Source organism: Sanguibacter keddieii DSM 10542, assembly GCF_000024925.1.
Classification (GTDB): domain Bacteria; phylum Actinomycetota; class Actinomycetes; order Actinomycetales; family Cellulomonadaceae; genus Sanguibacter; species Sanguibacter keddieii.
The window spans coordinates 2,001,509-2,027,365 of record NC_013521.1; the positions used below are offsets into that span (position 1 = coordinate 2,001,509).

Annotated in this window: 25 protein-coding genes and 1 riboswitch; of the genes, 24 read left to right on the plus strand and 1 reads right to left on the minus strand. The window is 72.9% G+C overall.

Going from position 1 to position 25,857, the window contains the following annotated elements; all coding sequences use genetic code 11:
- Positions 1 to 19: 19 nt before the first annotated feature.
- The 17 genes from pyrR to rpe all read left to right on the plus strand — a co-directional run bounded on the left by pyrR (position 20) and on the right by rpe (position 19,461).
- Positions 20 to 676, plus strand: a complete 657-nt coding sequence (gene pyrR / locus SKED_RS08805) for a bifunctional pyr operon transcriptional regulator/uracil phosphoribosyltransferase PyrR (RefSeq protein ID WP_012866791.1) — start codon at positions 20 to 22, stop codon at positions 674 to 676.
- Positions 673 to 1,722 carry an aspartate carbamoyltransferase catalytic subunit gene (locus SKED_RS08810; protein ID WP_012866792.1) on the plus strand — a complete coding sequence of 350 codons (1,050 nt, stop codon included), beginning with the start codon at positions 673 to 675 and terminating at the stop codon, positions 1,720 to 1,722. The genes pyrR and SKED_RS08810 overlap by 4 nt, the downstream gene beginning before the upstream one ends.
- Entirely contained in the window at positions 1,719 to 3,065 is a 1,347-nt protein-coding gene (locus tag SKED_RS08815) for a dihydroorotase (RefSeq protein WP_012866793.1), read from the plus strand. Before SKED_RS08810 ends, SKED_RS08815 begins: the two co-directional genes overlap by 4 nt.
- The gene (locus SKED_RS08820; protein ID WP_012866794.1) at positions 3,062 to 3,628 is read left to right on the plus strand and encodes a PH-like domain-containing protein; all 567 of its coding nucleotides are present in this window, start codon (positions 3,062 to 3,064) and stop codon (positions 3,626 to 3,628) included. Before SKED_RS08815 ends, SKED_RS08820 begins: the two co-directional genes overlap by 4 nt.
- The gene (carA, locus tag SKED_RS08825; RefSeq protein ID WP_012866795.1) at positions 3,625 to 4,887 is read left to right on the plus strand and encodes a glutamine-hydrolyzing carbamoyl-phosphate synthase small subunit; all 1,263 of its coding nucleotides are present in this window, start codon (positions 3,625 to 3,627) and stop codon (positions 4,885 to 4,887) included. Before SKED_RS08820 ends, carA begins: the two co-directional genes overlap by 4 nt.
- Before the next feature lie 3 nt (positions 4,888 to 4,890).
- Positions 4,891 to 8,214, plus strand: a complete 3,324-nt coding sequence (gene carB / locus SKED_RS08830) for a carbamoyl-phosphate synthase large subunit (protein WP_012866796.1) — start codon at positions 4,891 to 4,893, stop codon at positions 8,212 to 8,214.
- A 65-nt stretch (positions 8,215 to 8,279) separates the two neighbouring features.
- Complete coding sequence (gene pyrF / locus SKED_RS08835) at positions 8,280 to 9,137, plus strand: orotidine-5'-phosphate decarboxylase (RefSeq protein WP_143755973.1); 858 nt, start codon at positions 8,280 to 8,282, stop codon at positions 9,135 to 9,137.
- A gap of 223 nt (positions 9,138 to 9,360) precedes the next feature.
- Positions 9,361 to 9,672 (plus strand): integration host factor, actinobacterial type, encoded by a 312-nt coding sequence (mihF, locus tag SKED_RS19485; protein ID WP_081447957.1) that lies wholly within the window; start codon positions 9,361 to 9,363, stop codon positions 9,670 to 9,672.
- A 2-nt stretch (positions 9,673 to 9,674) separates the two neighbouring features.
- Positions 9,675 to 10,274 carry a guanylate kinase gene (gene gmk / locus SKED_RS08840; RefSeq protein WP_012866799.1) on the plus strand — a complete coding sequence of 200 codons (600 nt, stop codon included), beginning with the start codon at positions 9,675 to 9,677 and terminating at the stop codon, positions 10,272 to 10,274.
- Between the two features lie 121 nt (positions 10,275 to 10,395).
- On the plus strand, positions 10,396 to 10,680 hold the full coding sequence (gene rpoZ, locus SKED_RS08845; RefSeq protein ID WP_012866800.1) for a DNA-directed RNA polymerase subunit omega: 285 nt from the start codon (positions 10,396 to 10,398) through the stop codon (positions 10,678 to 10,680).
- Positions 10,681 to 10,721: 41 nt separating this feature from the next.
- Positions 10,722 to 11,954, plus strand: coding sequence for a bifunctional phosphopantothenoylcysteine decarboxylase/phosphopantothenate--cysteine ligase CoaBC (gene coaBC / locus SKED_RS08850; RefSeq protein WP_012866801.1), 1,233 nt, complete (start codon positions 10,722 to 10,724; stop codon positions 11,952 to 11,954).
- 42 nt (positions 11,955 to 11,996) lie between these two features.
- On the plus strand, positions 11,997 to 13,190 hold the full coding sequence (metK, locus tag SKED_RS08855; protein WP_012866802.1) for a methionine adenosyltransferase: 1,194 nt from the start codon (positions 11,997 to 11,999) through the stop codon (positions 13,188 to 13,190).
- 41 nt (positions 13,191 to 13,231) lie between these two features.
- Positions 13,232 to 15,562: a primosomal protein N' gene (locus SKED_RS08860; protein WP_012866803.1), complete on the plus strand. Its 2,331-nt coding sequence runs from the start codon at positions 13,232 to 13,234 to the stop codon at positions 15,560 to 15,562.
- Positions 15,559 to 16,194 (plus strand): HAD family hydrolase, encoded by a 636-nt coding sequence (locus SKED_RS08865; RefSeq protein ID WP_012866804.1) that lies wholly within the window; start codon positions 15,559 to 15,561, stop codon positions 16,192 to 16,194. Before SKED_RS08860 ends, SKED_RS08865 begins: the two co-directional genes overlap by 4 nt.
- A 119-nt stretch (positions 16,195 to 16,313) precedes the next feature.
- Positions 16,314 to 17,261 carry a methionyl-tRNA formyltransferase gene (gene fmt / locus SKED_RS08870; RefSeq protein WP_012866805.1) on the plus strand — a complete coding sequence of 316 codons (948 nt, stop codon included), beginning with the start codon at positions 16,314 to 16,316 and terminating at the stop codon, positions 17,259 to 17,261.
- A complete protein-coding gene (locus SKED_RS08875) occupies positions 17,258 to 18,775 on the plus strand; it encodes an RsmB/NOP family class I SAM-dependent RNA methyltransferase (protein ID WP_012866806.1) in 1,518 nt (505 codons plus the stop codon). The genes fmt and SKED_RS08875 overlap by 4 nt, the downstream gene beginning before the upstream one ends.
- Before the next feature lie 23 nt (positions 18,776 to 18,798).
- Positions 18,799 to 19,461, plus strand: coding sequence for a ribulose-phosphate 3-epimerase (gene rpe, locus SKED_RS08880; protein ID WP_012866807.1), 663 nt, complete (start codon positions 18,799 to 18,801; stop codon positions 19,459 to 19,461).
- Positions 19,462 to 19,476: 15 nt separating this feature from the next.
- On the opposite strand, the gene SKED_RS08885 is transcribed toward rpe, so the two are convergent.
- Entirely contained in the window at positions 19,477 to 20,061 is a 585-nt protein-coding gene (locus SKED_RS08885; protein WP_012866808.1) for a GNAT family N-acetyltransferase, read from the minus strand.
- 107 nt (positions 20,062 to 20,168) lie between these two features.
- Positions 20,169 to 20,292, plus strand: a riboswitch (FMN riboswitch).
- A gap of 84 nt (positions 20,293 to 20,376) precedes the next feature.
- Here SKED_RS08885 and ribD point away from each other — a divergent pair.
- The 7 genes from ribD to SKED_RS08920 all read left to right on the plus strand — a co-directional run bounded on the left by ribD (position 20,377) and on the right by SKED_RS08920 (position 25,848).
- The gene (gene ribD / locus SKED_RS08890) at positions 20,377 to 21,558 is read left to right on the plus strand and encodes a bifunctional diaminohydroxyphosphoribosylaminopyrimidine deaminase/5-amino-6-(5-phosphoribosylamino)uracil reductase RibD (RefSeq protein WP_012866809.1); all 1,182 of its coding nucleotides are present in this window, start codon (positions 20,377 to 20,379) and stop codon (positions 21,556 to 21,558) included.
- A gap of 79 nt (positions 21,559 to 21,637) precedes the next feature.
- A complete protein-coding gene (locus SKED_RS08895; RefSeq protein ID WP_012866810.1) occupies positions 21,638 to 22,240 on the plus strand; it encodes a riboflavin synthase in 603 nt (200 codons plus the stop codon).
- A complete protein-coding gene (locus SKED_RS08900; protein WP_012866811.1) occupies positions 22,237 to 23,631 on the plus strand; it encodes a bifunctional 3,4-dihydroxy-2-butanone-4-phosphate synthase/GTP cyclohydrolase II in 1,395 nt (464 codons plus the stop codon). The genes SKED_RS08895 and SKED_RS08900 overlap by 4 nt, the downstream gene beginning before the upstream one ends.
- Positions 23,628 to 24,095: a 6,7-dimethyl-8-ribityllumazine synthase gene (gene ribH / locus SKED_RS08905; protein ID WP_012866812.1), complete on the plus strand. Its 468-nt coding sequence runs from the start codon at positions 23,628 to 23,630 to the stop codon at positions 24,093 to 24,095. Before SKED_RS08900 ends, ribH begins: the two co-directional genes overlap by 4 nt.
- A gap of 87 nt (positions 24,096 to 24,182) precedes the next feature.
- Entirely contained in the window at positions 24,183 to 24,446 is a 264-nt protein-coding gene (locus SKED_RS08910; RefSeq protein ID WP_012866813.1) for a phosphoribosyl-ATP diphosphatase, read from the plus strand.
- A gap of 35 nt (positions 24,447 to 24,481) precedes the next feature.
- A complete protein-coding gene (hisG, locus tag SKED_RS08915; protein WP_012866814.1) occupies positions 24,482 to 25,330 on the plus strand; it encodes an ATP phosphoribosyltransferase in 849 nt (282 codons plus the stop codon).
- 62 nt (positions 25,331 to 25,392) lie between these two features.
- Positions 25,393 to 25,848, plus strand: a complete 456-nt coding sequence (locus SKED_RS08920) for a PH domain-containing protein (protein ID WP_012866815.1) — start codon at positions 25,393 to 25,395, stop codon at positions 25,846 to 25,848.
- Positions 25,849 to 25,857: the final 9 nt, after the last annotated feature.

Below are 25,857 nucleotides of genomic sequence, written 5' to 3' on the forward strand. Positions count from 1 at the left end.
CGGAGAAGGAGGTCGCCAGATGACGTCTGGCCCTGCTGTACCCGAACGACCCGCTACCGAGCAGACCGCACCCGTCGAGCCCCCCGCGCCGACAGAGGTCCTCGGCGCCCCCGAGATCGCCCGGGCGCTCACCCGCATCGCCCACGAGATCCTCGAGCGGAACAAGGGCGGCTCTGACGTCGTCCTCCTCGGCATCCCCACCCGTGGCGTCCCCCTCGCCGAGCGGCTCGCGCTGCGCCTGGCGGAGGTCGAGCCCGGCCTCGACGCCGCCGGCCTCGTGGGCACCCTCGACGTGACCATGCACCGCGACGACCTGCACCGCCAGCCGCCACGCGCCATCGGGACCACCACGCTCCCGGCAGCCGGGATCGACGGCAAGGTGGTGGTCCTCGTCGACGACGTCCTCTACTCCGGCCGGACCATCCGCGCCGCCCTCGACGCGATCAGCGACATCGGCCGCCCGCGCGCCGTCCAGCTGGCCGCGCTCGTCGACCGCGGGCACCGCGAGCTGCCCATCCGCCCGGACTACGTCGGCAAGAACCTGCCCACCTCGGTCCACGAGCGCGTCCACGTGCGCGTCGCGGAGATCGACGGCGACGACGCGGTGCTCATCAGCCAGGGGCCCACGTCGCCCGAGGCGACCACGGCGCAGGCCGCGGGGGAGGCGTCACGATGAAGCACCTGCTCACCACCGCAGACCTCTCGCGCGAGGAGGCCATCCGCATCCTCGACACCGCGGCGCAGATGGCCGCCACGCAGTCCCGCGAGATCAAGAAGCTCCCGACGCTGCGCGGGCGCACCGTGGTCAACCTGTTCTTCGAGGACTCGACCCGCACCCGGATCTCCTTCGAGACGGCCGCCAAGCGGCTCTCGGCCGACGTCATCAACTTCTCGGCCAAGGGCTCGAGCGTCTCCAAGGGCGAGTCCCTCAAGGACACCGCGCTGACCCTCCAGGCGATGGGTGCGGACGCCGTGGTGATCCGCCACCAGGCCTCGGGCGCCCCGCACACCCTCGCGAACGCAGGCTGGGTCGACTCGGCGGTCATCAACGCGGGCGACGGCATGCACCAGCACCCGACGCAGGCGCTGCTCGACGCCTACACGATCCGCCGGCACCTCTCGGGTGCCCGTCGTGACGCGACCGACCCGACGAGCGCGCCGCTGGCCGGCGCCGGCGTCGGCCAGGACCTCGCGGGTCTGCACGTCGCCGTGGTCGGCGACGTGCTGCACTCGCGCGTCGCGCGCTCCAACGTCCAGCTGCTCACCACGCTCGGTGCCCGGGTCACCCTCGTCGCGCCGCCGACCCTCGTCCCCGTCGGGGTCGAGGCCTGGCCCTGCGACGTGTCGTACGACCTCGACGCGGTGCTCGGCGACGGCCGGCCGGACGCCGTGATGATGCTGCGCGTCCAGCGCGAGCGCATGAGCAGCTCCGGCGGAGGGTTCTTCCCGAGCCCGCTCGAGTACACCCGCAACTACGGTCTCGACTCCCGCCGCCTGCGGCTGCTCGACGACCACACGATCGTCATGCACCCCGGCCCGATGAACCGCGGCCTCGAGATCTCGGCAGAGGCGGCCGACTCGCCGCGCGCCGTGATCGTCGAGCAGGTCGCCAACGGCGTCGCCGTCCGCATGGCAGTCCTCTACCTCCTGCTCGCGGGAGACGTGACGCACGAGGCGTCCGACAAGCACGGTGTCTCCCCGAAGGAAGCAGGACAGTCATGACCACCAGGTACCTCCTCTCCCACGTGTCGCCCCTCGGCGGCGACCGTGTCGACATGGTCCTCGCCGACGGGGTCGTCGAGGCTGTCGCTCCCGCCGGCACGCTCACCGCAGACGCCAGCGGCGAGACCGGCGAGACCGTGGTCGTCGACTGCTCCGCCCTGGTCGCCCTGCCGGGTCTGGTCGACCTGCACACGCACCTGCGCGAGCCGGGCCGCGAGGACTCCGAGACCATCTCCTCCGGGACGCGCGCCGCAGCCGTCGGCGGCTTCACCGCCGTGCACGCCATGGCCAACACCACGCCCGTCCAGGACACCGCCGGCGTCGTCGAGCAGGTCTGGCGCATCGGCTCCGAGGCAGGCTGGGCGGACGTCCACCCGGTCGGCGCCGTCACGGTCGGGCTGGCGGGGGAGCACCTCGCCGAGCTCGGGTCCATGGCCTCGTCGGCCGCGCAGGTCCGCGTGTTCTCCGACGACGGCAAGTGCGTGTGGGACCCGGTCCTCATGCGCCGCGCCCTCGAGTACGTGAAGTCCTTCGACGGTGTCATCGCCCAGCACGCCCAGGAGCCCCGCCTCACCGAGGGCGCCCAGATGAACGAGGGCGTCGTCTCCGCCGAGATCGGCCTGGCCGGCTGGCCCGCCGTCGCGGAGGAGGCGATCATCGCCCGCGACGTGCTGCTCGCCGAGCACGTGGGCTCGCGCCTGCACGTGTGCCACCTGTCGACCGCCGGTTCCGTCGACCTCATCCGCTGGGCCAAGGCCCGGGGCATCAACGTGACCGCCGAGGTCACCCCGCACCACTTGATCCTCACCGACGAGCTCGCCCGCGGCTACGACCCGCTGTTCAAGGTCAACCCGCCGCTGCGCACCGCTGCCGACGTCGAGGCGGTCCGCGAGGGCCTGGCCGACGGCACCATCGACATCGTCGCGACCGACCACGCCCCGCACACCCGCGAGGACAAGGACTGCGAGTGGGCGGCCGCGGCCTTCGGCATGACCGGCCTCGAGACGGCTCTCAGCGTCGTCCAGCAGACCATGGTCGACACCGGCCGGATGACCTGGGCCGACGTCGCCCGGGTCCTCTCGACCGCTCCGGCCCGGATCGGCAGGATCGATCAGGGCCCGCGCCCGCAGGGCCGCCCCCTCGAGGTCGGCGAGCCCGCCAACGTCGTGCTGGTCGACCCGGCCGCCACCCGCACCGTGGTCCCCGCCGAGCAGGCCACCGCGAGCGCGAACTCGCCCTTCGGCGGCTACGAGCTGCCGGGCGCCGTCGTCGCGACGTTCCTGCGGGGACGCGCGACCGTCTTCGAGGGTCGTCCGGTCGAGCAGGCGGAGGTGGCGCGGTGAACCTGCCCCTCCCGGTCGCCGTGGCGATCATGCTGTCGGTCGGTGCCCTGCTGCTGGTCATCATGTGGCGCGGGTGGCGGTCGCTCCAGGCGCGCAGCGCGGCCAAGGTGTCGGCGCTGGCGGCGGTGCCGGCCGAGGCGGACCTGGGTGCGGCGCGCTCGGAGCCGATCGAGGGCACGTACGTGACGACGACGACGGCGGGCGACTGGCTCGACCGTGTCGCGGCGCGCGACCTCGGGTACAAGGCCAAGGCCGTCGTGCAGGTGTTCGACGCGGGCGTGCTCGTGGCGCGCGCGGGTGCCTCCGACCTGTTCGTGCCGGTGGCCGACCTCACGGGTGCGTCTCGTACCTCGGGCATGGCCGGCAAGTACGTCGGCGGGGAGGGCATCGTCGTGATCGCCTGGTCCGCCGTGTCGCCGTCGGGGGAGCGCACCGCTCTCGAGACGGGTGTGCGCACCCTGCACAAGACCGACCGACCTCTCCTCCTCGACGCCGTGAGCGCTCTCGCGGCCTCGTCTTCCTCTTCCCCCGACTCTCGTACCGACATCAAGGAGTCCGAGTGACTACGCAGCTCCACGCGACCAAGACCCCCGAGACGGACGTCTCCGACGCCGCGCTCCTCGTCCTGGAGGACGGTCGCACCTTCTCCGGTCGTGCCTACGGCGCGCACGGCACCACGGTCGGCGAGATCGTCTTCAACACCGGCATGACCGGGTACCAGGAGACGCTGACCGACCCGTCGTACCACCGGCAGATCGTCGTGATGACGGCGCCGCACATCGGCAACACGGGTGTGAACGACGACGACCCGGAGTCCGGCAAGATCTGGGTGAGCGGCTACGTGGTGCGCGACCCTGCGCGCCGTCCGTCGAACTGGCGTGCCGTGGGCACCCTCGAGGACGAGCTGGTCCGTCAGGGTGTCGTGGGGATCTCGGACATCGACACCCGTGCGCTGACGCGTCACCTGCGCGAGCGCGGTGTGATGCGCGGTGCGGTGTTCTCCGGCGACGCGCTGCTGGTCGGCGGGTACCCGCGGTCGATCGACGACCTCGTCGCGGAGGTCCTCGCGGCCCCGTCGATGAAGGGCGCCGACCTGGCCGGCGAGGTGAGCACCGACGAGGCGTACGTGATCGAGCCCCTCGGCGAGTTCGCCGGGAAGGCCCCGCTGAAGACCGTGGTCGCGATCGACCTGGGCATCAAGGCGATGACTCCGCAGCGCCTGGCCGAGCGAGGCATCCGCGTGCACGTGCTGCCGTCGTCCTCGACCATCGACGACATCGCGGCGCTCTCGCCCGACGGCGTGTTCTTCTCCAACGGCCCCGGCGACCCGGGTGCGGCGACGCACGAGGTCGAGCTGCTCCGCGAGGTGCTCGACCGTGGTCTGCCGTACTTCGGCATCTGCTTCGGCAACCAGATCCTCGGGCGTGCGCTGGGCTTCGGCACGTACAAGCTGGCCTACGGCCACCGTGGGATCAACCAGCCGGTGATGGACCTCGCGACCCGCAAGGTCGAGATCACCTCGCAGAACCACGGCTTCGCGGTCGACGCCCCGATCGACGCCGAGACCGTCGCCCCGCACGCAGACCGCTACGGGCGTGTGATCGTGTCGCACGTCGGGCTCAACGACCAGGTGGTCGAGGGTCTCGAGTGCCTCGACATCCCGGCCTTCTCCGTGCAGTACCACCCGGAGGCAGCCGCAGGCCCGCACGACGCCTCGTACCTCTTCGACCGCTTCCTCGACCTCATGACGTCCGGCGCGTCGTCCGCCGCAGGCCTGTCGGCCGCGGGGCCCCAGACCGCCACGTCGCAGAAGGAGAACTGACCAGTGCCTCGCAGAACAGACATCAACTCCGTCCTGGTCATCGGCTCCGGGCCGATCGTCATCGGCCAGGCGTGCGAGTTCGACTACTCGGGGACCCAGGCGTGCAGGGTCCTCAAGGAGGAGGGCATCCGTGTCATCCTCGTGAACTCCAACCCCGCGACGATCATGACGGACCCCGAGTTCGCCGACGCCACGTACGTCGAGCCGATCACCACCGAGGTGCTCACCTCGATCATCGCGAAGGAGCGCCCCGACGCGGTCCTGGCGACCCTCGGCGGGCAGACGGCTCTCAACGCCGCGATCGCCCTCGACGAGGCCGGCGTGCTGGCCGAGTACGACGTCGAACTCATCGGTGCGAACATCGCCGCGATCCAGAAGGGCGAGGACCGCCTGCAGTTCAAGGAGGTCGTCGAGAAGTGCGGCGGCGAGTCCGCCCGCTCGGTGATCATCCACGCCGTCGAGGAGGCCGTCGCGGCCGCCGACGACCTCGGCTACCCGATGGTGGTGCGCCCGTCCTTCACGATGGGTGGGCTCGGCTCGGGCATCGCCTACGACGAGAAGGACCTGCGCCGCATCGTCGGGCAGGGCCTGCACTACTCGCCGACCACCGAGGTGCTCCTCGAGGAGTCCATCCTCGGCTGGAAGGAGTACGAGCTCGAGCTCATGCGTGACAAGGCGGACAACGTCGTGGTCATCTGCTCGATCGAGAACGTCGACCCCGTCGGCGTGCACACCGGCGACTCGGTGACGGTCGCCCCGGCGCTGACCCTCACCGACCGCGAGTACCAGAACCTGCGCGACATCGGCATCGCCGTGATCCGCGAGGTCGGCGTCGACACCGGTGGCTGCAACATCCAGTACGCCGTGCACCCCGAGACCGGCCGCGTGGTCGTCATCGAGATGAACCCGCGCGTGTCCCGCTCCTCGGCGCTCGCGTCGAAGGCCACCGGGTTCCCGATCGCCAAGATCGCCGCGAAGCTCGCCGTCGGGTACACCCTCGACGAGATCCCCAACGACATCACGGGCTCGACCCCGGCGTCCTTCGAGCCGTCGCTCGACTACGTGGTCGTCAAGGTGCCGCGCTTCGCCTTCGAGAAGTTCCCGGCCGCCGACGACACCCTCACCACGACCATGAAGTCCGTCGGCGAGGCCATGGCGATGGGCCGCAACTTCACCGAGGCCCTCGGCAAGGCGCTGCGCTCCATCGACAAGACCGGCGCCACCTTCCACTGGGACGGGGAGGTGCCCACGGGCGCCGACCTCGACGCGCTCCTGGTGGAGATCGCCCGTCCGACCGAGGCGCGCCTCGTGCAGACCCAGCAGGCGCTGCGCGCCGGGGCGACCATCGAGCAGGTCTTCGACGCCACGAAGATCGACCCGTGGTACCTCGACCAGATCCAGCTGGTCAACGAGATCGCCGCCGAGGTGGCCGCCGCACCGGCGCTCACCCGCGTGGTGCTCGACCGTGCCAAGCGCCACGGGCTCTCCGACGCGCAGATCGCGTCGCTGCGCGGGATCGGCGGCAGCCGCTCCGCCGGCGAGGCCACCGTGCGCGAGGTCCGCAAGGCCCTCGGGGTGCGCCCGGTCTTCAAGACCGTCGACACCTGTGCCGCGGAGTTCAAGGCCGAGACGCCGTACTACTACTCGTCCTACGACGCCGAGACCGAGGTCAAGCCGCGCGAGCGCGAGGCCGTGATCATCCTCGGCTCGGGCCCCAACCGCATCGGCCAGGGCATCGAGTTCGACTACTCGTGCGTCCATGCCGCGCTCGCCCTCAAGGGCGACTACGAGACCGTCATGGTCAACTGCAACCCCGAGACCGTCTCGACCGACTACGACACGGCCGACCGCCTCTACTTCGAGCCGCTGACCTTCGAGGACGTCCTCGAGGTCTACGAGGCCGAGCTCGCCGCCGGTCCGATCAAGGGCATCATCGTGCAGCTCGGCGGCCAGACGCCGCTGAGCCTCGCGCAGCGCCTCGCCGACGCCGGCCTGCCGATCCTGGGCACCTCGCCCGAGGCCATCAACGCCGCGGAGGACCGCGAGGTCTTCGGCCGGGTCCTCGGCGAGGCAGGCCTCCCGGCCCCTGCCTTCGGCACCGCGACCACCCTCGCGCAGGCCTGCGAGATCGCCGACGGCATCGGCTACCCGGTGCTCGTGCGACCGTCGTACGTGCTCGGCGGTCGTGGCATGGAGATCGTCTACTCCGAGGAGCAGCTCACCGGGTACGTCGAGCGCGCCCTCGGTGAGGTCGCCAAGGCCGGGGGACACCTCGCCCCGATCCTCATCGACCGGTTCCTCGACGACGCGATGGAGATCGACGTCGACGCCCTCTACGACGGTGAGGAGATGTTCCTCGGCGGCGTCATGGAGCACATCGAGGAGGCCGGCATCCACTCGGGCGACTCCGCCTGCGTGCTGCCCCCCGTCTCGCTGAGCGAGGCCGAGATCGCGCGCATCCGCCGCTCGACCGAGGCCATCGCCAAGGGCGTCGGGGTGCGCGGCCTGCTCAACGTGCAGTTCGCCCTCGTCTCCGACGTGCTCTACGTCCTCGAGGCCAACCCGCGCGCCTCGCGCACCGTGCCCTTCGTCTCGAAGGCCACGGGCGTCCCGCTCGCCAAGGCGGCAGCGCTGCTCATGGTCGGCCACACCATCGCCGACATGCGCGCCTCGGGCGTGCTGCCCGCCGAGGGCGACGGAGCCACCCTCGACCTCGACGCGCCGATCGCCGTCAAGGAGGCCGTGCTGCCCTTCAAGCGCTTCCGCACCGCCGACGGCGTGGCCGTCGACACCGTGCTCGGCCCGGAGATGCGCTCGACCGGTGAGGTCATGGGCTTCGACGACGACTTCCCGACGGCCTTCGCGAAGTCCCAGGCCGCAGCCTTCGGCGGCCTGCCGACCAGCGGGTCGGTCTTCGTCTCGGTCGCCGACCGGGACAAGCGCTCGATCGTCTTCCCGGTCAAGCGCCTCGCCGAGCTCGGCTTCGAGATCCTCGCGACCGAGGGCACCGCGACCGTGCTGCGCCGCAACGGCATCCGCTCGACCGTGGTGCGCAAGCACTCGGCGGGCCGCGGCGAGAACGGTGAGCCGACGATCGTCGACCTCATCACCGACGGCGAGGTCGGCATGGTCGTCAACACCCCCTCGGGCCAGGGCGCACGCGCCGACGGCTACGAGATCCGGGCGGCGACGACCGCGGCCGACAAGCCGATCATCACCACGGTGTCCCAGCTGGCCGCGGCCGTCCAGGGCATCGAGGCGGTGCTCGCCGGGCCGTTCACGGTCCGCAGCCTGCAGGAGTACGTCACGGTCCAGGGCTCCCGGTGACGGGCACCCCACCCGCAGGCCAGACCGGCAGCCGCACCCCCTTCGGGGTGCGGCTCGCCGCGGCCATGGCCGAGCACGGCCCGCTCTGCGCCGGCATCGACCCGCACCCCGGGCTCCTCGCCGCGTGGGGTCTGGCTGACGACGTCGCTGGCCTGCGTACCTTCGCACTCACCGTGGTCGATGCGCTCGGCGGGCGGGTCGCGGCCCTCAAGCCGCAGTCCGCGCTGTTCGAGCGCCACGGCTCCCGCGGCGTCGCCGTGCTCGAAGAGGTCGTCGCCGCGGCCCGCGAGGTCGGCACACTGACGATCGTCGATGCCAAGCGGGGCGACATCGGGTCGACCATGGCCGGCTACGCCGAGGCGTACCTGGCCGACGGGTCACCGTTGGCCGGCGACGCACTCACCGTGTCGCCGTTCCTCGGTGCCGGGTCGCTCGCACCAGCCGTCGACCTCGCGCTCGCCACCGGCCGAGGGCTCTTCGTGCTCTGCCTGACCTCCAACCCCGAGGGGCGCGAGGTCCAGCACGCACGGACCGCCGACGGCGAGAGCGTCGCCGCCCAGGTGGCACGCTTCGCAGCCGAGGCCAACGCCGTCGAGCTCTCGGGGCTCTCTTCCGGCGCGGCTGGCTCAGCACGGGGGAGCGGGGCCCTCGGGTCCGTCGGGCTCGTGGTCGGCGCCACGATCGGCGACGCCGCCCGCATCACGGGCGTCGACCTGGCCGCGGTCCGGGGCCCGCTCCTCGCACCCGGCGTCGGCGCGCAGGGCGCCGGTGCGCCCGAGCTCGCCGCGGTGTTCGGCGACGCCCGGTCGCAGGTCCTCGCGTCCTCCTCCCGCGGCGTCCTCGCTGCAGGGCCCGACGTGGCGGCCCTGCGAGCCGCAGCCCGCCAGGCCGCCGCCGACGCCCGCAGCGCGCTCGTCGGCTGACCACGCGCGGTCGGACGGCCGGGTGACCGGCCGTCCGACCAGCGACGACGCGTGATCCGTGAAGATTTTCACGCGCGCGTCCCCTGAGCTCGTGACTTATCACCCCAATCGCGACTCCACCACCCCCTGACGGTGTGGCCCAGACCACGTTCCCGTTGCCGACCAGCCAGAACGTCGCTAGTTTCGCAAGTACGTTTCCGCTCGTCCGAAGAAGGTGACCGGAGTGCCATTACCTGAACTGACCCCAGAGCAACGCGCCGCTGCGCTCGACAAGGCCGCCAGCGCCCGGCGGGCTCGTGCCGAGGTGAAGAACCGTCTGAAGTACTCTTCAGGGGTCCTCTCCGAAGTCATCGAGCAAGGACGCACCGATGACGTCATCGGCAAGTTGAAAGTCGTGTCGCTGCTCGAGTCCCTGCCGGGAGTCGGCAAGGTCAAGGCCCGCGCGATCATGGAAGAGGTCGGCATCGCCGAGTCTCGCCGTGTCCGTGGTCTCGGCCCCCACCAGGCAGCGGCGCTCGTCGAAAGGTTCGGCTGATCATTCCTGCAACGCCCCCCGCACCCGAGTCCTCGCGCCTGACGGTCCTCGCCGGACCCACGGCCGTCGGCAAGGGCACGGTCTCCGCTGACATCCGTGCGCGCTACCCCGACATCTGGCTGTCCGTCTCCGCGACGACACGCCAGCCTCGCCCCGGCGAGGTCGACGGGGTCCACTACCTGTTCGTCGGGCCCGACCGGTTCGCCGACATGGTGGCGAACAGCGAGCTCCTCGAGTGGGCCGTGGTGCACGGGCGCAACAGTTACGGGACCCCGCGGGGTCCCGTGCAGGAGAAGCTCGACGCCGGCGTGGCGACCCTCCTGGAGATCGACCTCCAGGGGGCTCGTCAGGTCCGCGCGACCATGCCCGAGGCCCGCTTCGTGTTCCTCGCCCCGCCCAGCTGGGAAGAGCTCGAGCGCCGCCTCGTCGGGCGTGGCACAGAGGGTCCCGAGGAGCGCGAGCGTCGTCTCGCGACCGCGAAGGTCGAGATGGCCGCCGCCTCGGAGTTCGACCACGTCATCGTCAACGACGACGTGCAGCGCGCCGCCGACGAGCTCGTCTCGGTCATGGGGCTCGCGCCGCACCCCGTCGCCGGTCGCTGAGCACCCACCAGCCCCACCGGCGCACGTCACACGACGGTGCGGCCGTGCGGCAGGACTCGGCGCGCCTGCGACCGAGTAGACTGGTCCATTGATCCATCCTCACCACCCTCGGAGTTGACCCGTGTCTGGAACCGTTGCCGCCCCTGTGGGCATCACCGACCCGCCCATCGACGACCTGCTCGACCGCGCTGACTCCAAGTACGCCCTGGTGATCTACTCGGCCAAGCGCGCCCGTCAGATCAACGCGTACTACTCGCAGCTCCACGAGGGCCTGCTCGAGTTCGTGGGCCCGCTCGTCGAGACCCGCAACCAGGAGAAGCCGCTCTCCATCGCCATGCGCGAGATCAACGCCGGCCTGCTGACGATCAACCCGATCGAGCAGCCCGCGGAGGGCACGGACGCCTGAGGCGTCCTCGCCGGTCGACGACTGACCCGAGGGGCACACCCATGCGTATCGTCCTCGGCGTCAGCGGCGGGGTGGCGGCCTACAAGGCCGTCCTGCTGCTGCGCTCGCTCACCGAGGCCGGGCACACCGTCAAGGTGGTCCCGACCGCCGCGGCGCTGAAGTTCGTCGGTGCCCCCACGTGGGAGGCGCTCTCGGGTCAGCACGTGTCGACCGAGGTGTTCGACGACGTCCCGCACGTGCCTCACGTCGCTCTCGGCCAGCAGGCGGAGCTCGTCGTCGTCGCCCCCGCCACAGCGGACCTCCTCTCCCGCATGGCAACGGGTCGGTCGGACGACCTGCTCACCGCCACGCTGCTCACCGCACGCTGCCCGGTGCTGGTCGCCCCCGCGATGCACACCGAGATGTGGCTGCACCCCGCGACCGTCGCCAACGTGGCGACCCTGCGTGAGCGCGGTGTCACCGTCCTCGAGCCCGCCTCAGGGCGGCTCACCGGGGCCGACACCGGGCCGGGACGCCTGCCCGACCCCGAGGTCATCGCAGCTGCCGCTCTGGCGCTGGTCGAGCCCGCCGCTGCGGCCCCGCGTGACCTCGAGGGTCTGCGTGTCCTCGTCACGGCGGGCGGGACCCGCGAGCCGATCGACCCGGTCCGGTTCCTCGGGAACCGCAGCACCGGCATGCAGGGCTACGCCTTGGCGGCCGAGGCACGCGAGCGCGGCGCCGACGTCGTGCTCGTCGCCGCGAACGTCACGCTCGACGCCCCCGACGGCGTCACGGTGGTCCCGGTCGAGACCACGGCCCAGCTCTCCGACGCCGTCGACGAGCACCGTGAGGCCTCCGACGTGATCGTCATGACAGCCGCCGTGGCCGACTTCCGCCCGGCACGCCTCGGTGACCACAAGACGAAGAAGCGCGCCGACGGCGAGATCGCCCCGATCGAGCTCGTCGTCAACCCCGACGTGCTCGCCGGCCTCGTGGCTCGACGCCTGCCCGGGCAGACCGTCGTGGGCTTCGCCGCGGAGACCGGCGACGACGACGGTGACGTGCTCTTCCACGGCCAGGCCAAGGCCCGCCGCAAGGGAGCCGACCTGCTCGCGCTCAACGAGGTCGGCCACGACGTGGGCTTCGGCACACCGGACAACGCCGTGACCTTCCTCGCCGCCGACGGCTCGACCCTCGGCTCGGCGGAGGGTTCCAAGCGTGACGTCGCGGCCGCGCTGGTGGACCAGGTCCTCGCGCTGCGTCACGCGTCGAGCGAGGCCGTCTCACGCCGCTGACCTGCTGCGCGGACCCCGGTCAGCGCACCGTATCCTTGCCGGATGACTGAGTCACTGCGCCTGTTCACGTCCGAGTCCGTGACGGAAGGACACCCGGACAAGGTGTGCGACCAGATCTCCGACTCCATCCTCGACGCCCTGCTCGAGCAGGACCCCACCTCCCGGGTGGCCGTCGAGACCCTCGTGACGACGGGCCTCGTGCACGTCGCGGGCGAGGTGACCACCGAGGCCTACGTCGAGATCCCGCAGATCGTCCGCCAGGTCGTCAAGCAGATCGGCTACACCTCGTCGTCGATCGGCTTCGACGGCGACTCCTGCGGGGTGTCCGTGTCGATCGGCCAGCAGTCGCCCGACATCGCGCAAGGCGTCGACAAGGCGCTCGAGCTGCGCTCGGACGGTGGAGACCTCGACCCGCTCGACGCCCAGGGCGCGGGGGACCAGGGCCTGATGTTCGGCTACGCGACCGACGAGACCGCGACCCTGCTCCCGCTGCCGATCTTCGCCGCCCACCGGCTCGCCGAGCGCCTGGCGCAGGTCCGCAAGGACGGCACCCTCGCCGGGCTGCGCCCCGACGGCAAGACCCAGGTGACCATCGCCTACGACGGCCAGCAGGCCGTCGCCGTCGACACCGTGGTGCTCTCGACCCAGCACGACCCCGACGTCCGTCAGGACGAGCTGCGTGCCGCCGTCGCGGAGCTGGTCGTGGCACCGGTGCTCGCCGAGCTCGACCTCCCGTCGGTCGACCACCGCCTCATCGTCAACCCGACCGGGACCTTCGTGGTCGGCGGGCCCAAGGGCGACGCCGGCCTCACCGGCCGCAAGATCATCGTCGACACCTACGGCGGCATGGCCCGCCACGGCGGCGGTGCGTTCTCGGGCAAGGACCCGTCGAAGGTCGACCGCTCGGCCGCCTACGCCACGCGCTGGGTCGCCAAGAACGTCGTGGCCGCCGGGCTCGCCCGCCGCTGCGAGGTCCAGGTCGCCTACGCGATCGGCAAGGCGCACCCCGTGGGCCTGTACGTCGAGACCTTCGGCACCGAGACCGTGCCGAGCGCCCGCCTCGAGGCAGCCATCAAGGAGGTCTTCGACCTGCGCCCGGGGGCGATCGTCCGCGACCTCGACCTGCTGCGCCCCATCTACGCGCAGACGGCGGCCTACGGGCACTTCGGCCGTGAGCTGCCCGACTTCACCTGGGAGCGCACCGACCGCGTCGCCGACCTGCAGTCGGCGGTCTAGCACCACCAGAGCACGCACGAGCAGCGGGAGACGGGAGACGGGTGGCGGTCCAGCCCGAGAGCGAGCAGCAGACGCTGCCAGGTCTCGCCGCGTCGCGGCCGGTGCCGTCGCGGTCGGAGACAGGGCTCGCCCTGGCTGCCGACCTGCCGATCGCACGGCTGTGCGTCGACGTGGCGCCCGCGCACCTCGACCGGCTCTTCGACTACACCGTCCCTGCGGCGCTGTCCGCGGACGCCCAGCCCGGTGTCCGGGTCAAGGTCCGGTTCGGCGCGCAGGACGTCGACGGCTACGTCATGGAGCGCACCGCGACCACCGACCACACCGGGAACCTCGTCGCGATCCGCAAGGTCGTCTCGCCCCAGCCGGTGCTGACCCCCGAGGTCGCCGACCTCGCGCGGCGGGTCGCCGACTACTACGCGGGCTCGCTGAGCGACGTCCTGCGCCTGGCCGTCCCACCGCGCCTGGCCCGGGTCGAGAAGGAGCCGACGGCACGCGAGTCGCGACAGGCCGCTGCGGAGGCGGTCGCACAGGTAGTCGCAGCGCCCGAAGCGCAGACTGGCGCTGGAGAGCCGGACAGCACTGACGACGGCGAGACCGGCACCGACGGCCTCGAGACCGCCACCCCGGCTCCCGTCGCGACGAGCACCCTCACCGCCTGGTCCGTCTACCGCGGCGGTGACGCGTTCCTCGGCCGGCTGCAGGCCGGCGACTCGCCCCGAGCGGTCTGGACCGCGCTCCCGGGCCAGGGGCGCACGGGGGGATGGCCGGCAGCGCTCGCCCAGGCGGCGCTGGCGACCGCTGCCGGAGGCCGTGGCACCGTCGTGGTGCTCCCGGACGCCCACGACGTCGACAGGCTCGCACAGGCCCTGGTCGAGGCCGGGGTCCCCGGCTGGTCGCCCCAGCACGCCGCCGAGCACCCCGAGGTGCCGTGCTTCGTGCCGCTCACGGCGGACCTCGGCCCGACGCCGCGGTACCGGAACTTCCTCGCGGCGCTGCGCGGAGAGGCGCAGATCGTCGTCGGGACCCGCGCGGCCGCCTTCGCACCCGTCGCGGACCTCGGCCTCGTGGTGTGCTGGGACGACGTCGACGCGATGCACCAGGAGCGCCGCGCGCCCTACCCCCACGTCCGCGAGATCCTCGCGCTGCGCGCCGAGCAGACGGGCTGCGGAGTCCTCGTGGGCGGGCTCAGCCGCTCCATCCACGCCGAGTCGCTCGTGCGCAGCGGGTGGGCCCGGGAGCTCGTCGCCGACCGCCAGACGGTCCGGACCGAGACGCCACGCGTCGAGGCACTCACGTCCGTCGAGGTCGCCCGCGAGGGGCCCGCTGGGGCGGCGCGGCTGCCGGGCGCCTCGTGGCAGGCCATCACCAAGGGGCTCCTCGACGGCCCCGTGCTCGTCCAGGTGCCTCGCGCCGGCTACCTGCCTGTCGTGGCGTGCGTGCGGTGCCGCACCGCGGCACGCTGCACCACCTGCAACGGGCCGCTCGCCCTGCACGGCGCGCACGCGGTGCCGCAGTGCACCTGGTGCGGTGCCCTCGCGGGCGGCTGGCGCTGCCCGGAGTGCTCCGCGACCGGTCTGCGGTCCGTGCGCGTCGGTAGCGACCGCACCGCCGAAGAGCTCGGCAAGGCGTTCCCGGGGGCTACCGTCCGGGTCTCCGGCGCGCGGTCGGCCGCCGGGATCCTCTCCGAGGTCCCGGACAAGCCAGCCCTCGTGGTCTCGACCCCCGGGGCCGAGCCCGTCGCACCCTCGGGCTACTCGGTCGGGGTGCTGCTCGACGCCGCGGTCTCGACCAGCCACGTCGGCCTCTACACCGACCAGGAGGCCCTGCACCGATGGATCACGGCCGGCGCTCTCGTCCGGCCGAGCCGGCTCGGCGGACGCCTGCTGCTCGTCGGCGACGCCGCCCCCACGCCCACCAACGCCCTCGTCCGGTGGGACCCTGCCGGGCTGGCCGGGCGCGAGCTCGACGAGCGGGCCGAGCTGCGGATGCCGCCCGCCGTGCGCATCGCCTCGGTGACGGGGGACCGGCACGCCGTGGCCCTGTTCCTCTCGCGGGTCACGCTGCCCGACGGCGGCTCGGTCCTCGGCCCGGTCGACCTCCCCGAGCCCACGACGGCACCGCAGCCCGACCGTGCACCGACCGTCGGTCGCAGCGGCCGTCCCCCCGTAACCCGTGCCGTGCAGCCGGGCAGCGGGACCGCACGGTCCCGGGCCGGGGGAGGGCTCGAGGCCGAGGTGCGCGCGATCCTGCGCGTCCCGGTCGCCCGGGGGCGCGACCTCGCCCGCAACCTCGCCGCGGCCCTCGCGGTCGCGAGCGCCCGCCGCGAGGCGGGGCTCATCACCGTCGTCCTCGACCCCAAGGAGATGCTGTGACCGGCACGGCGCACGACAGCGCGACCCGCCCGCAGGTGGACACCGTCCTCTACGACCTCGGCAACGTCCTCGTCGGCTGGGACCCCTACGGTCCCTTCGTCGGGCTCGACCGTGCGGAGGTCGACAGGTTCTTCGACGAGACCGACTTCCTGGCGCACAACCACGAGCAGGACGCCGGCCGGCCCTGGGCGGAGCTGCGGGCCCTCGTCGCAGCCTCCTGGCCGCAGCACGCGCACCTCGTCGACCGCTACGTCGACGGCTTCGCCGCGAGCCTCACCGGACCGGTCCCCGGGTCGGCGGAGATCGTCGACGAGCTCGCCGCGTCGGGGGCGCGGCTCTACGGCCTCACCAACTGGTCGGCCGAGCTGTTCCACCACGCCGTCCCGGCAGCCCCGGCGATCGGGCGCCTCGAGGGCATCGTCGTCTCGGGCGAGGTCGGGCTGGCCAAGCCCGCCCCGGAGATCTTCCGGCTGACCGTCGAGACCTTCGGCCTCGACCCCGCCCGCACGGTCTTCGTCGACGACTCGCTCCCCAACGTGCGCTCCGCGCAGGACGTCGGGCTGCATGCCGTGCACTTCACCACCTCCGCGGCGCTGCGCGACGAGCTCGTCGCGCTCGGCCTGCTGGGCTGAGGTCGCTCTCCGGTGCGGGCCTGACAGAGTGACCTGACGGCGCGGTCCGACAGCGCTGGTCTGGCTGCACGGTCGGCAGCGCGTCCGGTGGCGCCGACCAGCGCTCGTAGACTGGACCCATGCGTCTGCTCTTCGCCGGGACCCCGGCCGTAGCTGTCCCTGCCCTGGAAGCCCTCATCGGGTCGCGGCACGAGGTCGTCGCCGTGCTGACCCGTGCGGACGCCCGCGCCGGGCGCGGCCGGCAGCTCGTGCCCAGCCCCGTGCGCCAGCGCGCCGAGGAGGCCGGCATCGAGGTCATCACCGACCGACCCCGCTCCGAGGGCTTCGTCGAGCGCCTCGAGGCGCTGCAGGTCGACTGCGCACCCGTCGTGGCCTACGGCGAGATCCTGCCGCGCGACGTGCTGGCGGTGCCTCGCAACGGCTGGGTGAACCTGCACTTCTCGGTGCTCCCTGCCTGGCGCGGCGCCGCTCCGGTGCAGCGCGCCGTCATCGCCGGCGACGAGGTCACGGGTGCCTCCACCTTCATCATCGAGGAGGGCCTGGACACCGGGCCGGTCCTCGGGACCGCCACCGAGACCATCCGCCGCCGCGACACCTCGGGCGACCTGCTCGACAGGCTCTCCCGCTCCGGGGCCGGCCTGCTCGTGGCCACGCTCGACGCGATCGAGGACGGCGCGATCATCCCCGTCCCGCAGCCCGCGGACGGCGTGAGCCACGCCGCGAAGCTCACCGTCGAGGACGCCCGCGTCCTCTGGACCCACCCGGCGCACGCCGTCGACCGCCTCGTCCGCGGCTGCACGCCCGCGCCCGGGGCGTGGACCACGCTGCCCGACGGGTCGCGCCTGGGGCTGGGCCCCGTGACGCCGCTCGACGAGCCCCTCGAGGTCTCGCTCGAGCCCGGTGAGGTGCAGGTGACCAAGTCTGCGGTCCGGGTCGGGACGGCGACCGTCCCCGTCGAGCTCGGCGAGGTGCGCCCGGCGGGCAAGAAGCCCATGAAGGCCGCCGACTGGGCGCGAGGTGCCCGTCTCGACGACGGTCTGCGCCTCGGCCAGGAGGTGTCCGCGTGAGCGCCGACGACCGTACCCCGCAGCGCGGCTCCGACGACCGTCGCGACGCCAAGGGCCGTGAGCGCGGCGGTGCTCGCGCCCGCGGCGAGGGGCACCGTGGCTCTCTCGCGCCGAGCGAGCGCCGCAAGGGCACCGACTCTGCCCGCCTCGTGGCCTTCGACGTGCTGCGCGAGGTCGCCGACTCCGACGCCTACGCCAACCTGGTGCTCCCCCCGATGCTGCGCTCGCGCGGGATCTCGGGCCGTGACGCCGCCTTCGCGACCGAGCTCGCCTACGGCACGCTGCGCCTGCGCGGTCGGTACGACGCGATCATCGGCGAGTGCGTGGACCGTCCGCTCGACAAGATCGACGCACCGGTGCTCGACGTGCTGCGCCTCGGCGCGCACCAGCTGCTCGGCATGCGGGTGCCCTCGCACGCGGCCGTCTCGGAGACCGTGGGCCTGGCCCGCGACCGGGTCGGCGCGGGCAGCGCGCAGTTCGTCAACGCGGTGCTGCGCAAGATCTCGCGCACCGAGCTCGAGGAGTGGCTCGAGACCGTCGAGGCAGCCCAGCCCGACGAGATCGCCAAGATGTCGGTGGTCGACAGCCACCCGCAGTGGATCACCCGTGCGCTGCGCGACTCGCTCGTCGGCTCCGGGCGCCCGGTCGACGAGCTCGCGTCGCTGCTCGAGGCGGACAACGCCTCGCCGCGCGTCACGCTCGTCGCCCGCCCGGGTCTCGTCACGCAGGACGAGCTGGGGGAGCAGGTCGAGTCACGCCCCGGGCGCCTCGCGCCGACCGCCGTGGTGCTCGACGGCTCCGACCCCGGTGCCGTCCCGGCCGTGCGGTCCGGGCTGGCCGGTGTGCAGGACGAGGGCAGCCAGCTGGTGACGCTCGCCTTCACGCAGGCGCCGGTCGAGGGGGCCGACGCCCGGTGGCTCGACATGTGCGCCGGACCGGGCGGCAAGGCCGCGCTGCTGGCCGCCGTCGCGGGGACGCGGGGCGCCCGGGTCGTCGCCAACGAGGTGCAGCCGCACCGTGCCGACCTGGTCGACCGTGCGCTGGTCGCCGTCCCGGCCGACTCCGTCGAGCGGGTGCAGGTGTGGGACGGTCGCGACATCGGCGAGCAGGAGCCCGGTGCCTACGACCGCGTGCTCGTCGACGCACCGTGCACGGGCCTGGGTGCGTTGCGCCGTCGTCCCGAGTCGCGGTGGCGCCGCACACCCGCGGACGTCAAGGTCCTCGCGACGCTCCAGCGGGAGCTGCTCACGTCGGCGCTGCACGCGGTCCGGGAGGGGGGAGTGGTCGGGTACGTGACGTGCTCGCCCCACCTCGCCGAGACGCGGGCGGTCGTCTCCGACGTCCTCGCCGCGCTGCCGGAGGGCTTCGTCGAGATGCTCGACGCACGCGCCCTCGTCACCGAGATCGCCGGGACGGACGTACCGCTCGCCGAGCGCCTCGACGTCCAGCTGTGGCCGCACCTACACGGCACGGACGCGATGCACCTCACCCTGCTGCGCCGCACGGGGGCCTAGGGCTCACCCTCTAGGGTTGACCCATGACCGCACTCGTCTCTCCCAGCATCCTGTCGGCGGACTTCACGAACCTCGAGCGTGACCTCCAGGCGATCTCGACGGCGGACTACGCGCACGTCGACGTCATGGACAACCACTTCGTGCCGAACCTCACGCTCGGCCTGCCGATCGTCGAGCGCATCGTCCAGGTGTCGCCGGTCCCGATCGACGTGCACCTGATGATCGAGGACCCGGACCGGTGGGCGCCCGGCTTCGCCGAGGCGGGCGCGCAGTCGGTGACCTTCCACGCGGAGGCCGCCGCGGCACCGGTGCGCCTGGCCCGCGAGCTCCGTCGCCTCGGTGCGCGCGCCGGCCTGGCGCTCAAGCCGGCGACGCCCGTCGAGCCCTACCTGGACCTGCTGTCCGAGATCGACATGATCCTCGTGATGACGGTCGAGCCCGGCTTCGGCGGCCAGTCCTTCATCGAGGGCACCCTGCCCAAGATCCAGCGTGCGCGCCGGGCGATCGGCGAGGCCGACCTCGACGTGTGGCTCCAGGTGGACGGCGGGATCTCGCGCGCGACCATCGACCGCGCCGCCGAGGCCGGTGCCAACGTGTTCGTCGCCGGCTCGGCCGTCTACGGCGCCGACGACATCCCCGCCGAGATCGACACCCTGCGCCGGATGGCCTCGGCCCACCAGCACTGAGCGGTCCGGCTCGTCCTAGACCGCGATCTCGAAGATCGTCTCGAGCCCGTCCTCCTCGTCCCACTGCTCGCCGGTGACGACGAGGCCGTGCGCCTCGGCCAGCGACCGCGAGGCGACGTTGTCGGGCCGGATCGTCGCCCGCACGGTGCGCACGCCCTGCTCTCGGCGGGCGACGTCGAGCAGGATCCGTAGCGCAGCGCGGGCGTGGCCGCGGCGCTGCGCCTCGGGGGCGACCTCGTATCCCACCTCCACGGTGCCGTCCTGCGGGGCGCCGTGGAACCCTGCTCTCCCAACGACCTCGCCGGACGGGGCGACGAGCAGGCGGGTGACCCAGGCCGCGTCGGCTGGGTGCTGCGCGACCTGACGGCTGCGGCGGTCCCAGACCGACCTGCTGCGCGGGCCGACGACGAACGGCGTCAACCGTGGGTCGTCCCCGAGCAGGCGTTGCCCAGCAGCGAGGTCCCCCTCCGCGAGCGCACCGAGGGCCGGCACAGGGACTCTGACGATGCGGGTGCCGACGGCACCGGGGACGTCAGCCGTCCAGACGGCGGCGCGGTGCGGCTCGTGGTCGGTGGTGCTGTGCGTGGAGTCGTCAGGCATGTGGTCATGGTGCACCGTGCCGCACAGCCCTGGCCAGCAGATTGCGCCGGCGGCAGACGGCCCAGACAGTGCTCACCTGCTCGTGGCATAGTGGTCCTCAGCAAGTACACGTGCTCTGGGGTCGGTGAAAATCCGAGCCGGCGGTGATAGTCCGCGACCCGCGTCTCGACGCGGTTGATCTGGTGCAACTCCAGGACCGACGGTCAAAGTCCGGATGGGAAGAGTCTCGTGGCGGTGCGCTGAGGTCTGACGACGGCTGTCGTGGACCCTGGTGCACCGTGGCTCGCGTGCACCCTCACGGGTGCGCGCTCGTCGGTGCCCCGGAGCGCGTCCGCACCGACGACAGGCAGGGACAGGCACTCCGTGGACGCACCACTCACGCTCGACGAGGCGATGGCGCACGCCCTCGACCTCGCGCGCCGCGGCCCGGCGCACGGCCCGAACCCGCAGGTCGGCTGCGTGATCCTCGCCGCGGACACTGCTGACGCGACCCGGACAGCAGGGACCCCAGGTGCCACCAGCGCCGGAGGCGCAGAGGCCTCGCGCCCCCGCAGGGTCCTGGCCGTCGGCTGGCACCGCGGTGCTGGCACGCCCCACGCCGAGGCCGACGCGCTCGCGCGGGCCTCGGCGTCCGGCGTGGACGTCCGTGGGGCGACCGCCGTCGTCACCCTCGAGCCCTGCAACCACACGGGCCGGACCGGCCCCTGCGCGCAGGCGCTCCTCGACGCGGGCGTCGCCGAGGTCGTGGTGAGCGTGGGCGACCCGAACCCGGTGGCCTCGGGCGGGATGGGGCACCTGCGCTCGCACGGTGTCGCGGTCCGCACCGGCCTGCTGGCCGACGAGGGCGAGGAGCTGCTGCGCGTCTGGCTCACCTCGGTCCGCGCCGGGCGCCCCTTCGTGACCCTCAAGACGGCGACCAGCCTCGACGGGTGCGTCGCCGCGGCCGACGGGTCGAGCCGGTGGATCACCGGCCCGCAGTCCCGCGCTCACGCCCATACGGTCCGCGCCACCGTCGACGCGATCCTCGTCGGCACGGGCACGCTTCTCGCCGACGACCCCACGCTCACCGCCCGGCCTCCGGTTCCCGAGGGAGAGGTCGGGGACGGCGTCCCGGAGCCAGCGGTCCACCAGCCCCTCCGCGTGGTCGTCGGCGAGCGCGCGGTCGCCGACGACGCGCGCGTCCGGGGCGGCGACGGCAGGTTCGTCCACCTCGCCACGCACGACGTCCACGAGGTCCTCGCGCGGCTGGCGGCCCTCGAGGTCCGGCACGTGCTCGTCGAGGGCGGCCCGACCGTCGCCACGGCATTCGTCACGGCCGGTGTGGTCGACGAGATCCACTCGTACGTCGCCCCGGTGCTCGTCGGCGACGGTCGCCGTGCCGTCGGGGCGCTCGGCGGGCAGAGCATCGACGACGCGGTCCGCTGGTCGACGAGCACCGTCGAGCGCCTCGGCGAGGACGTCCTGCTCGTCGCCCGCGCGGTCCGACCGCCGCCCTGACCCTGCCGCCCCAGCGCGCACCAGCCCGTCCGCAGCAGCCTCGTACACAGCAGTCCGCACCACCCACCAGGAGAATCAGATGTTCACAGGAATCGTCGAGGAGCTCGGGACCGTCACGGCCCTGGAGCTCCCGGACGCGTCGCGCAGCGACGCCGTCCTCACCGTCTCGGGCCCGCTCGTCGTCTCTGACGCCGCGCTCGGTGACTCGATCGCGGTCGACGGCGTGTGTCTGACGGTCACGTCGCTCCCAGGAGGTGGCTTCACGGCCGACGTCATGCCCGAGTCGCTCAGCCGCACGGCCCTGGCGTCCCTCGCGGTGGGCCGTCGGGTGAACCTCGAGCGCGCGATGCGTGCTGACGCCCGCCTGGGCGGCCACATCGTCCAGGGGCACGTCGACGGCGTCGGCACGCTCGTGAGCCGGACGCCGGGGGAGCGGTGGGACGACCTCGTCTTCGAGACCTCGCCCGAGGTCGCCCGGTACGTCGCCGAGAAGGGCTCGATCACCGTGAGCGGTGTGTCGCTCACGGTCACGGGCGTCACGGCGACGACCTTCGGCGTCTCCCTCATCCCGACCACGCTCGAGGCCACGACGCTCGGCGGGCTCGAGGTCGGAGACCCCGTGAACCTCGAGGTCGACGTCATCGCCAAGTACGTCGAGCGCCTGCTCGGGGCCCGCGCATGAGCCCGCAGGCGAGCCCGCGTCTCGCGACCGTCGAGGAGGCGCTCGACGAGCTGCGCGCCGGCCGACCCGTGCTCGTCTCGGACTCCCCGGACCGGGAGAACGAGGCCGACGTGGTGTTCGCCGCGTCGACGGTGAGCACCGAGTGGGTGGCGTGGACCATCAGGCACTCCTCGGGCTACCTCTGCGCCCCGATGCCGGCCTCGCGCGCCGACGCCCTCGAGCTCCCGCTCATGGTCCCGCAGTCCCAGGACCCGCGCCGCACGGCGTACACGGTCACCGTCGACGCCTCGACCGGCGTGACGACCGGCATCTCTGCCGCGGACCGGCACCGGACGCTCGGCGTCCTCGCGGACCCGGGCTCGGGGTCGGTCGACCTCATCCGTCCGGGCCACGTGCTCCCGCTGCGGGCCGTCGCCGGCGGCGTGCTGCACCGGGCGGGCCACACCGAGGCTGCTGTCGACCTCGTGCGCCTGGCGGGCCTCGGTGAGGTGGGCGGGATCGCCGAGCTCGTCAACGACGACGGCACCATGATGCGCATGCCCCAGTTCTCGGCTCTCGCCGAGCGCGAGGGCCTCGCGCTGCTGACCATCGAGGACCTCATCGCGTGGCGTCGAGAGCACGACCCCGTGGTCGAGGCAGAGCCGCTGCCTCTCGCGGGGGAGCGTGTGCACGCGACCTCCGTGGCGGAGCTCCCGACGGCCCACGGCGACTTCCGGGTGCACGGGTACCGCGACCTGCGGACCGGTGCCGAGCACGTCGCGCTGGTGCCGGTGGGCGTCGAGCACCCCGAGGAGGTGCCGGTGGTGCGCGTGCACTCCGAGTGCCTCACCGGGGACGCCTTCGGCTCGCTGCGCTGCGACTGCGGCCCGCAGCTCGAGGCGTCGATGGAGATCGTCGCCCGCGAGGGGGGTGCCGTGGTGTACCTGCGCGGCCACGAGGGCCGTGGCATCGGGCTGCTCGCCAAGATCGCGGCCTACGAGCTCCAGGACGCCGGGCGGGACACCGTCCAGGCGAACCTCGACCTCGGGTGGCCCGCCGACCGCCGCGAGTACGGGGGAGCGGCGGCCATCCTGGTCGACCTCGGCCTGCAGCGGGTCCGGCTGCTCACCAACAACCCCGCGAAGTCCACGGGGCTCGCCGCCCACGGCGTCGAGGTGACCGAGACGGTCCGCATCGAGGTGGGGCACTCCCAGCACAACGAGCGCTACCTGCGGACCAAGAAGGAGCTCATGGGTCACGTCCTCGACACCGTCGTGGTCTCCGCGAGCGACCTCGGCACCCAGTCGCACGGCGCCCAGCCGCACGGCACGCAGCCCCCGGTCCAGGCCCCTGGACCGTCCACGACAGCCCAGCAGACCACCCCAGCACAGCAGACGGAGGACGCACGATGAGCGGCGCAGGAGCCCCCAGCATCACGGTCGACGGGACGGGCCTGCGGGTCGTCGTCGTGGCCGCCCAGTGGCACACCCAGATCATGGACGGGCTGCTCGAGGGCGCCCGTCGCGCCCTCGTCGCGGCGAACGTCACCCACGTCAAGGAGATCCGGGTCCCCGGGTCCTTCGAGCTGCCCGTCGCGGCAGCCCGGGCGGCCGAGGCCGGGTACGACGCGGTGATCGCCCTCGGCGTCGTGGTCCGCGGCGGCACGCCGCACTTCGACTACGTGTGCCAGGCCACGACGCTCGGCCTCACCGACGTCACGGTGCGCACCGGGGTCCCGGTCGGCTTCGGTGTGCTCACGGTCGACGACGAGCAGCAGGCCCTCGACCGGGCCGGTCTGCCGGGGAGCCGCGAGGACAAGGGAGCCGAGGCCGTGGAGGCCGCGGTCGCCACGGTCCTCGCGCTGCGCTCGCTCTGAGGTCCCGGGGCCGGTCGGTGTCCGGCGGGTGGTCACCCGTCGGACACCGGTCGGTGCGCAGCGCCCGTGGCGACTAAGGTGGACGCCGTGAAGACGTTCGAAGAGCTGTTCGTAGAGCTCACCGCCAAGTCAGTTGACCGACCCGCCGGTTCCGGCACCGTGGCTCAGCTGGACGCCGGGGTCCATGCCATCGGCAAGAAGATCGTCGAGGAGGCGGCCGAGGTCTGGATGGCCGCCGAGTACCAGAGCGACGCAGAGACGGCCGAGGAGATCTCCCAGCTGCTCTACCACCTCCAGGTGCTCATGGTCTCCAAGGGCCTGACCCTCGACGACGTGTACTCCTACCTCTGACGAACCGCCCTCTTCTCACGAACGCGAGACCTCCTGTGCTGCGTATTGCCGTCCCCAACAAGGGATCCCTGTCCGAGCCCGCCTCCGAGATGCTCCGCGAGGCCGGCTACCGCCAGCGCCGCGACACCCGCGAGCTGGTCCTCGCCGACCCGGACAACGACGTCGAGTTCTTCTTCCTCCGCCCGCGCGACGTCGCCGTGTACGTCGGTGCCGGGACGGTCGACGCCGGGATCACCGGCCGCGACCTCATGCTCGACTCCGCCGCGGACGCCGAGGAGCACCTGCCGCTCGGCTTCGCCCGCTCCACCTTCCGCTTCGCCGCCCCGACCGGTGAGATCACCGACATCGCCCAGATCGAGGGCCGCCGGGTCGCGACGTCGTACTCGGTCCTGGTGGGCCAGTACCTCGCCGAGCACGGCATCACCCCCACGGCGATCGTCCACCTCGACGGTGCCGTGGAGAGCTCGGTGCGCCTCGGCGTCGCCGAGGTCATCGCCGACGTCGTCGAGACCGGCACCACGTTGCGTGCCGCCGGGCTCGAGATCTTCGGCGAGCCGATCCTGCGGTCCGAGGCCGTGCTGATCCGCCGCAAGGGCGTCGAGGCACCGGCCGGGCTCGACACGCTCACCCGCCGGCTCCAGGGAGTGCTCACCGCGCACGAGTACGTCCTCATGGACTACGACGTGCCGCAGTCCCTGGTCGACGCAGCCGTGGCCATCACGCCCGGGCTCGAGTCGCCGACCGTCTCCCCGCTGCACGACCGCGACTGGGCCGCCGTGCGCGCCATGGTCCGCCGATCCGAGACCAACCAGGTGATGGACGCCCTGTACGACGTGGGCGCCCGCGCGATCCTGGTGACCTCGATCCACGCCTGCAGGCTCTGATCGCGCTCAGCCCCGCTGGCAGCGTCCGCAGCCGTCTCTGAACCCTCGACGAGGAGGACCGGGTGAACGACGACCTCTACGCGCCGTTCTCGCCGCGCTTCGTCCGCTACGTGGCCTGGGCCGCGATCGCGGTCGTCGCCGTCGGAGGCCTGGTCGTCGCCTGGGTCGCACCGGGGACGGACGGCCGGGGCTACGCCTGGGTCGACGTCCTCGGCACGGCGCTGCTGCTCGGCGCCGGGTGCGCGTTCCTGTGGCGGCAGGCGAGCGTGTCGGCGCGCGTCGACACGCGGGGCGTCACCGTCCGCAACCTGCTGCGCGTCAAGACCTTCGACTGGTCCGAGGTGGTCGCCGTGACCTTCGGCTCCGGCGACCCCTGGGTCATGCTCGAGCTCGCCGACGGCACCACCTGGCCCGTCATGGCCGTCCAGCGCGCCGACGGCGGGTACGCGGCGCGCGAGGCAGCCCGGCTGGCCTCCCTCGTGGTGCTGCACGGCGAGGGCCACGAGCGGCTCCGCTGAGCGCACCTC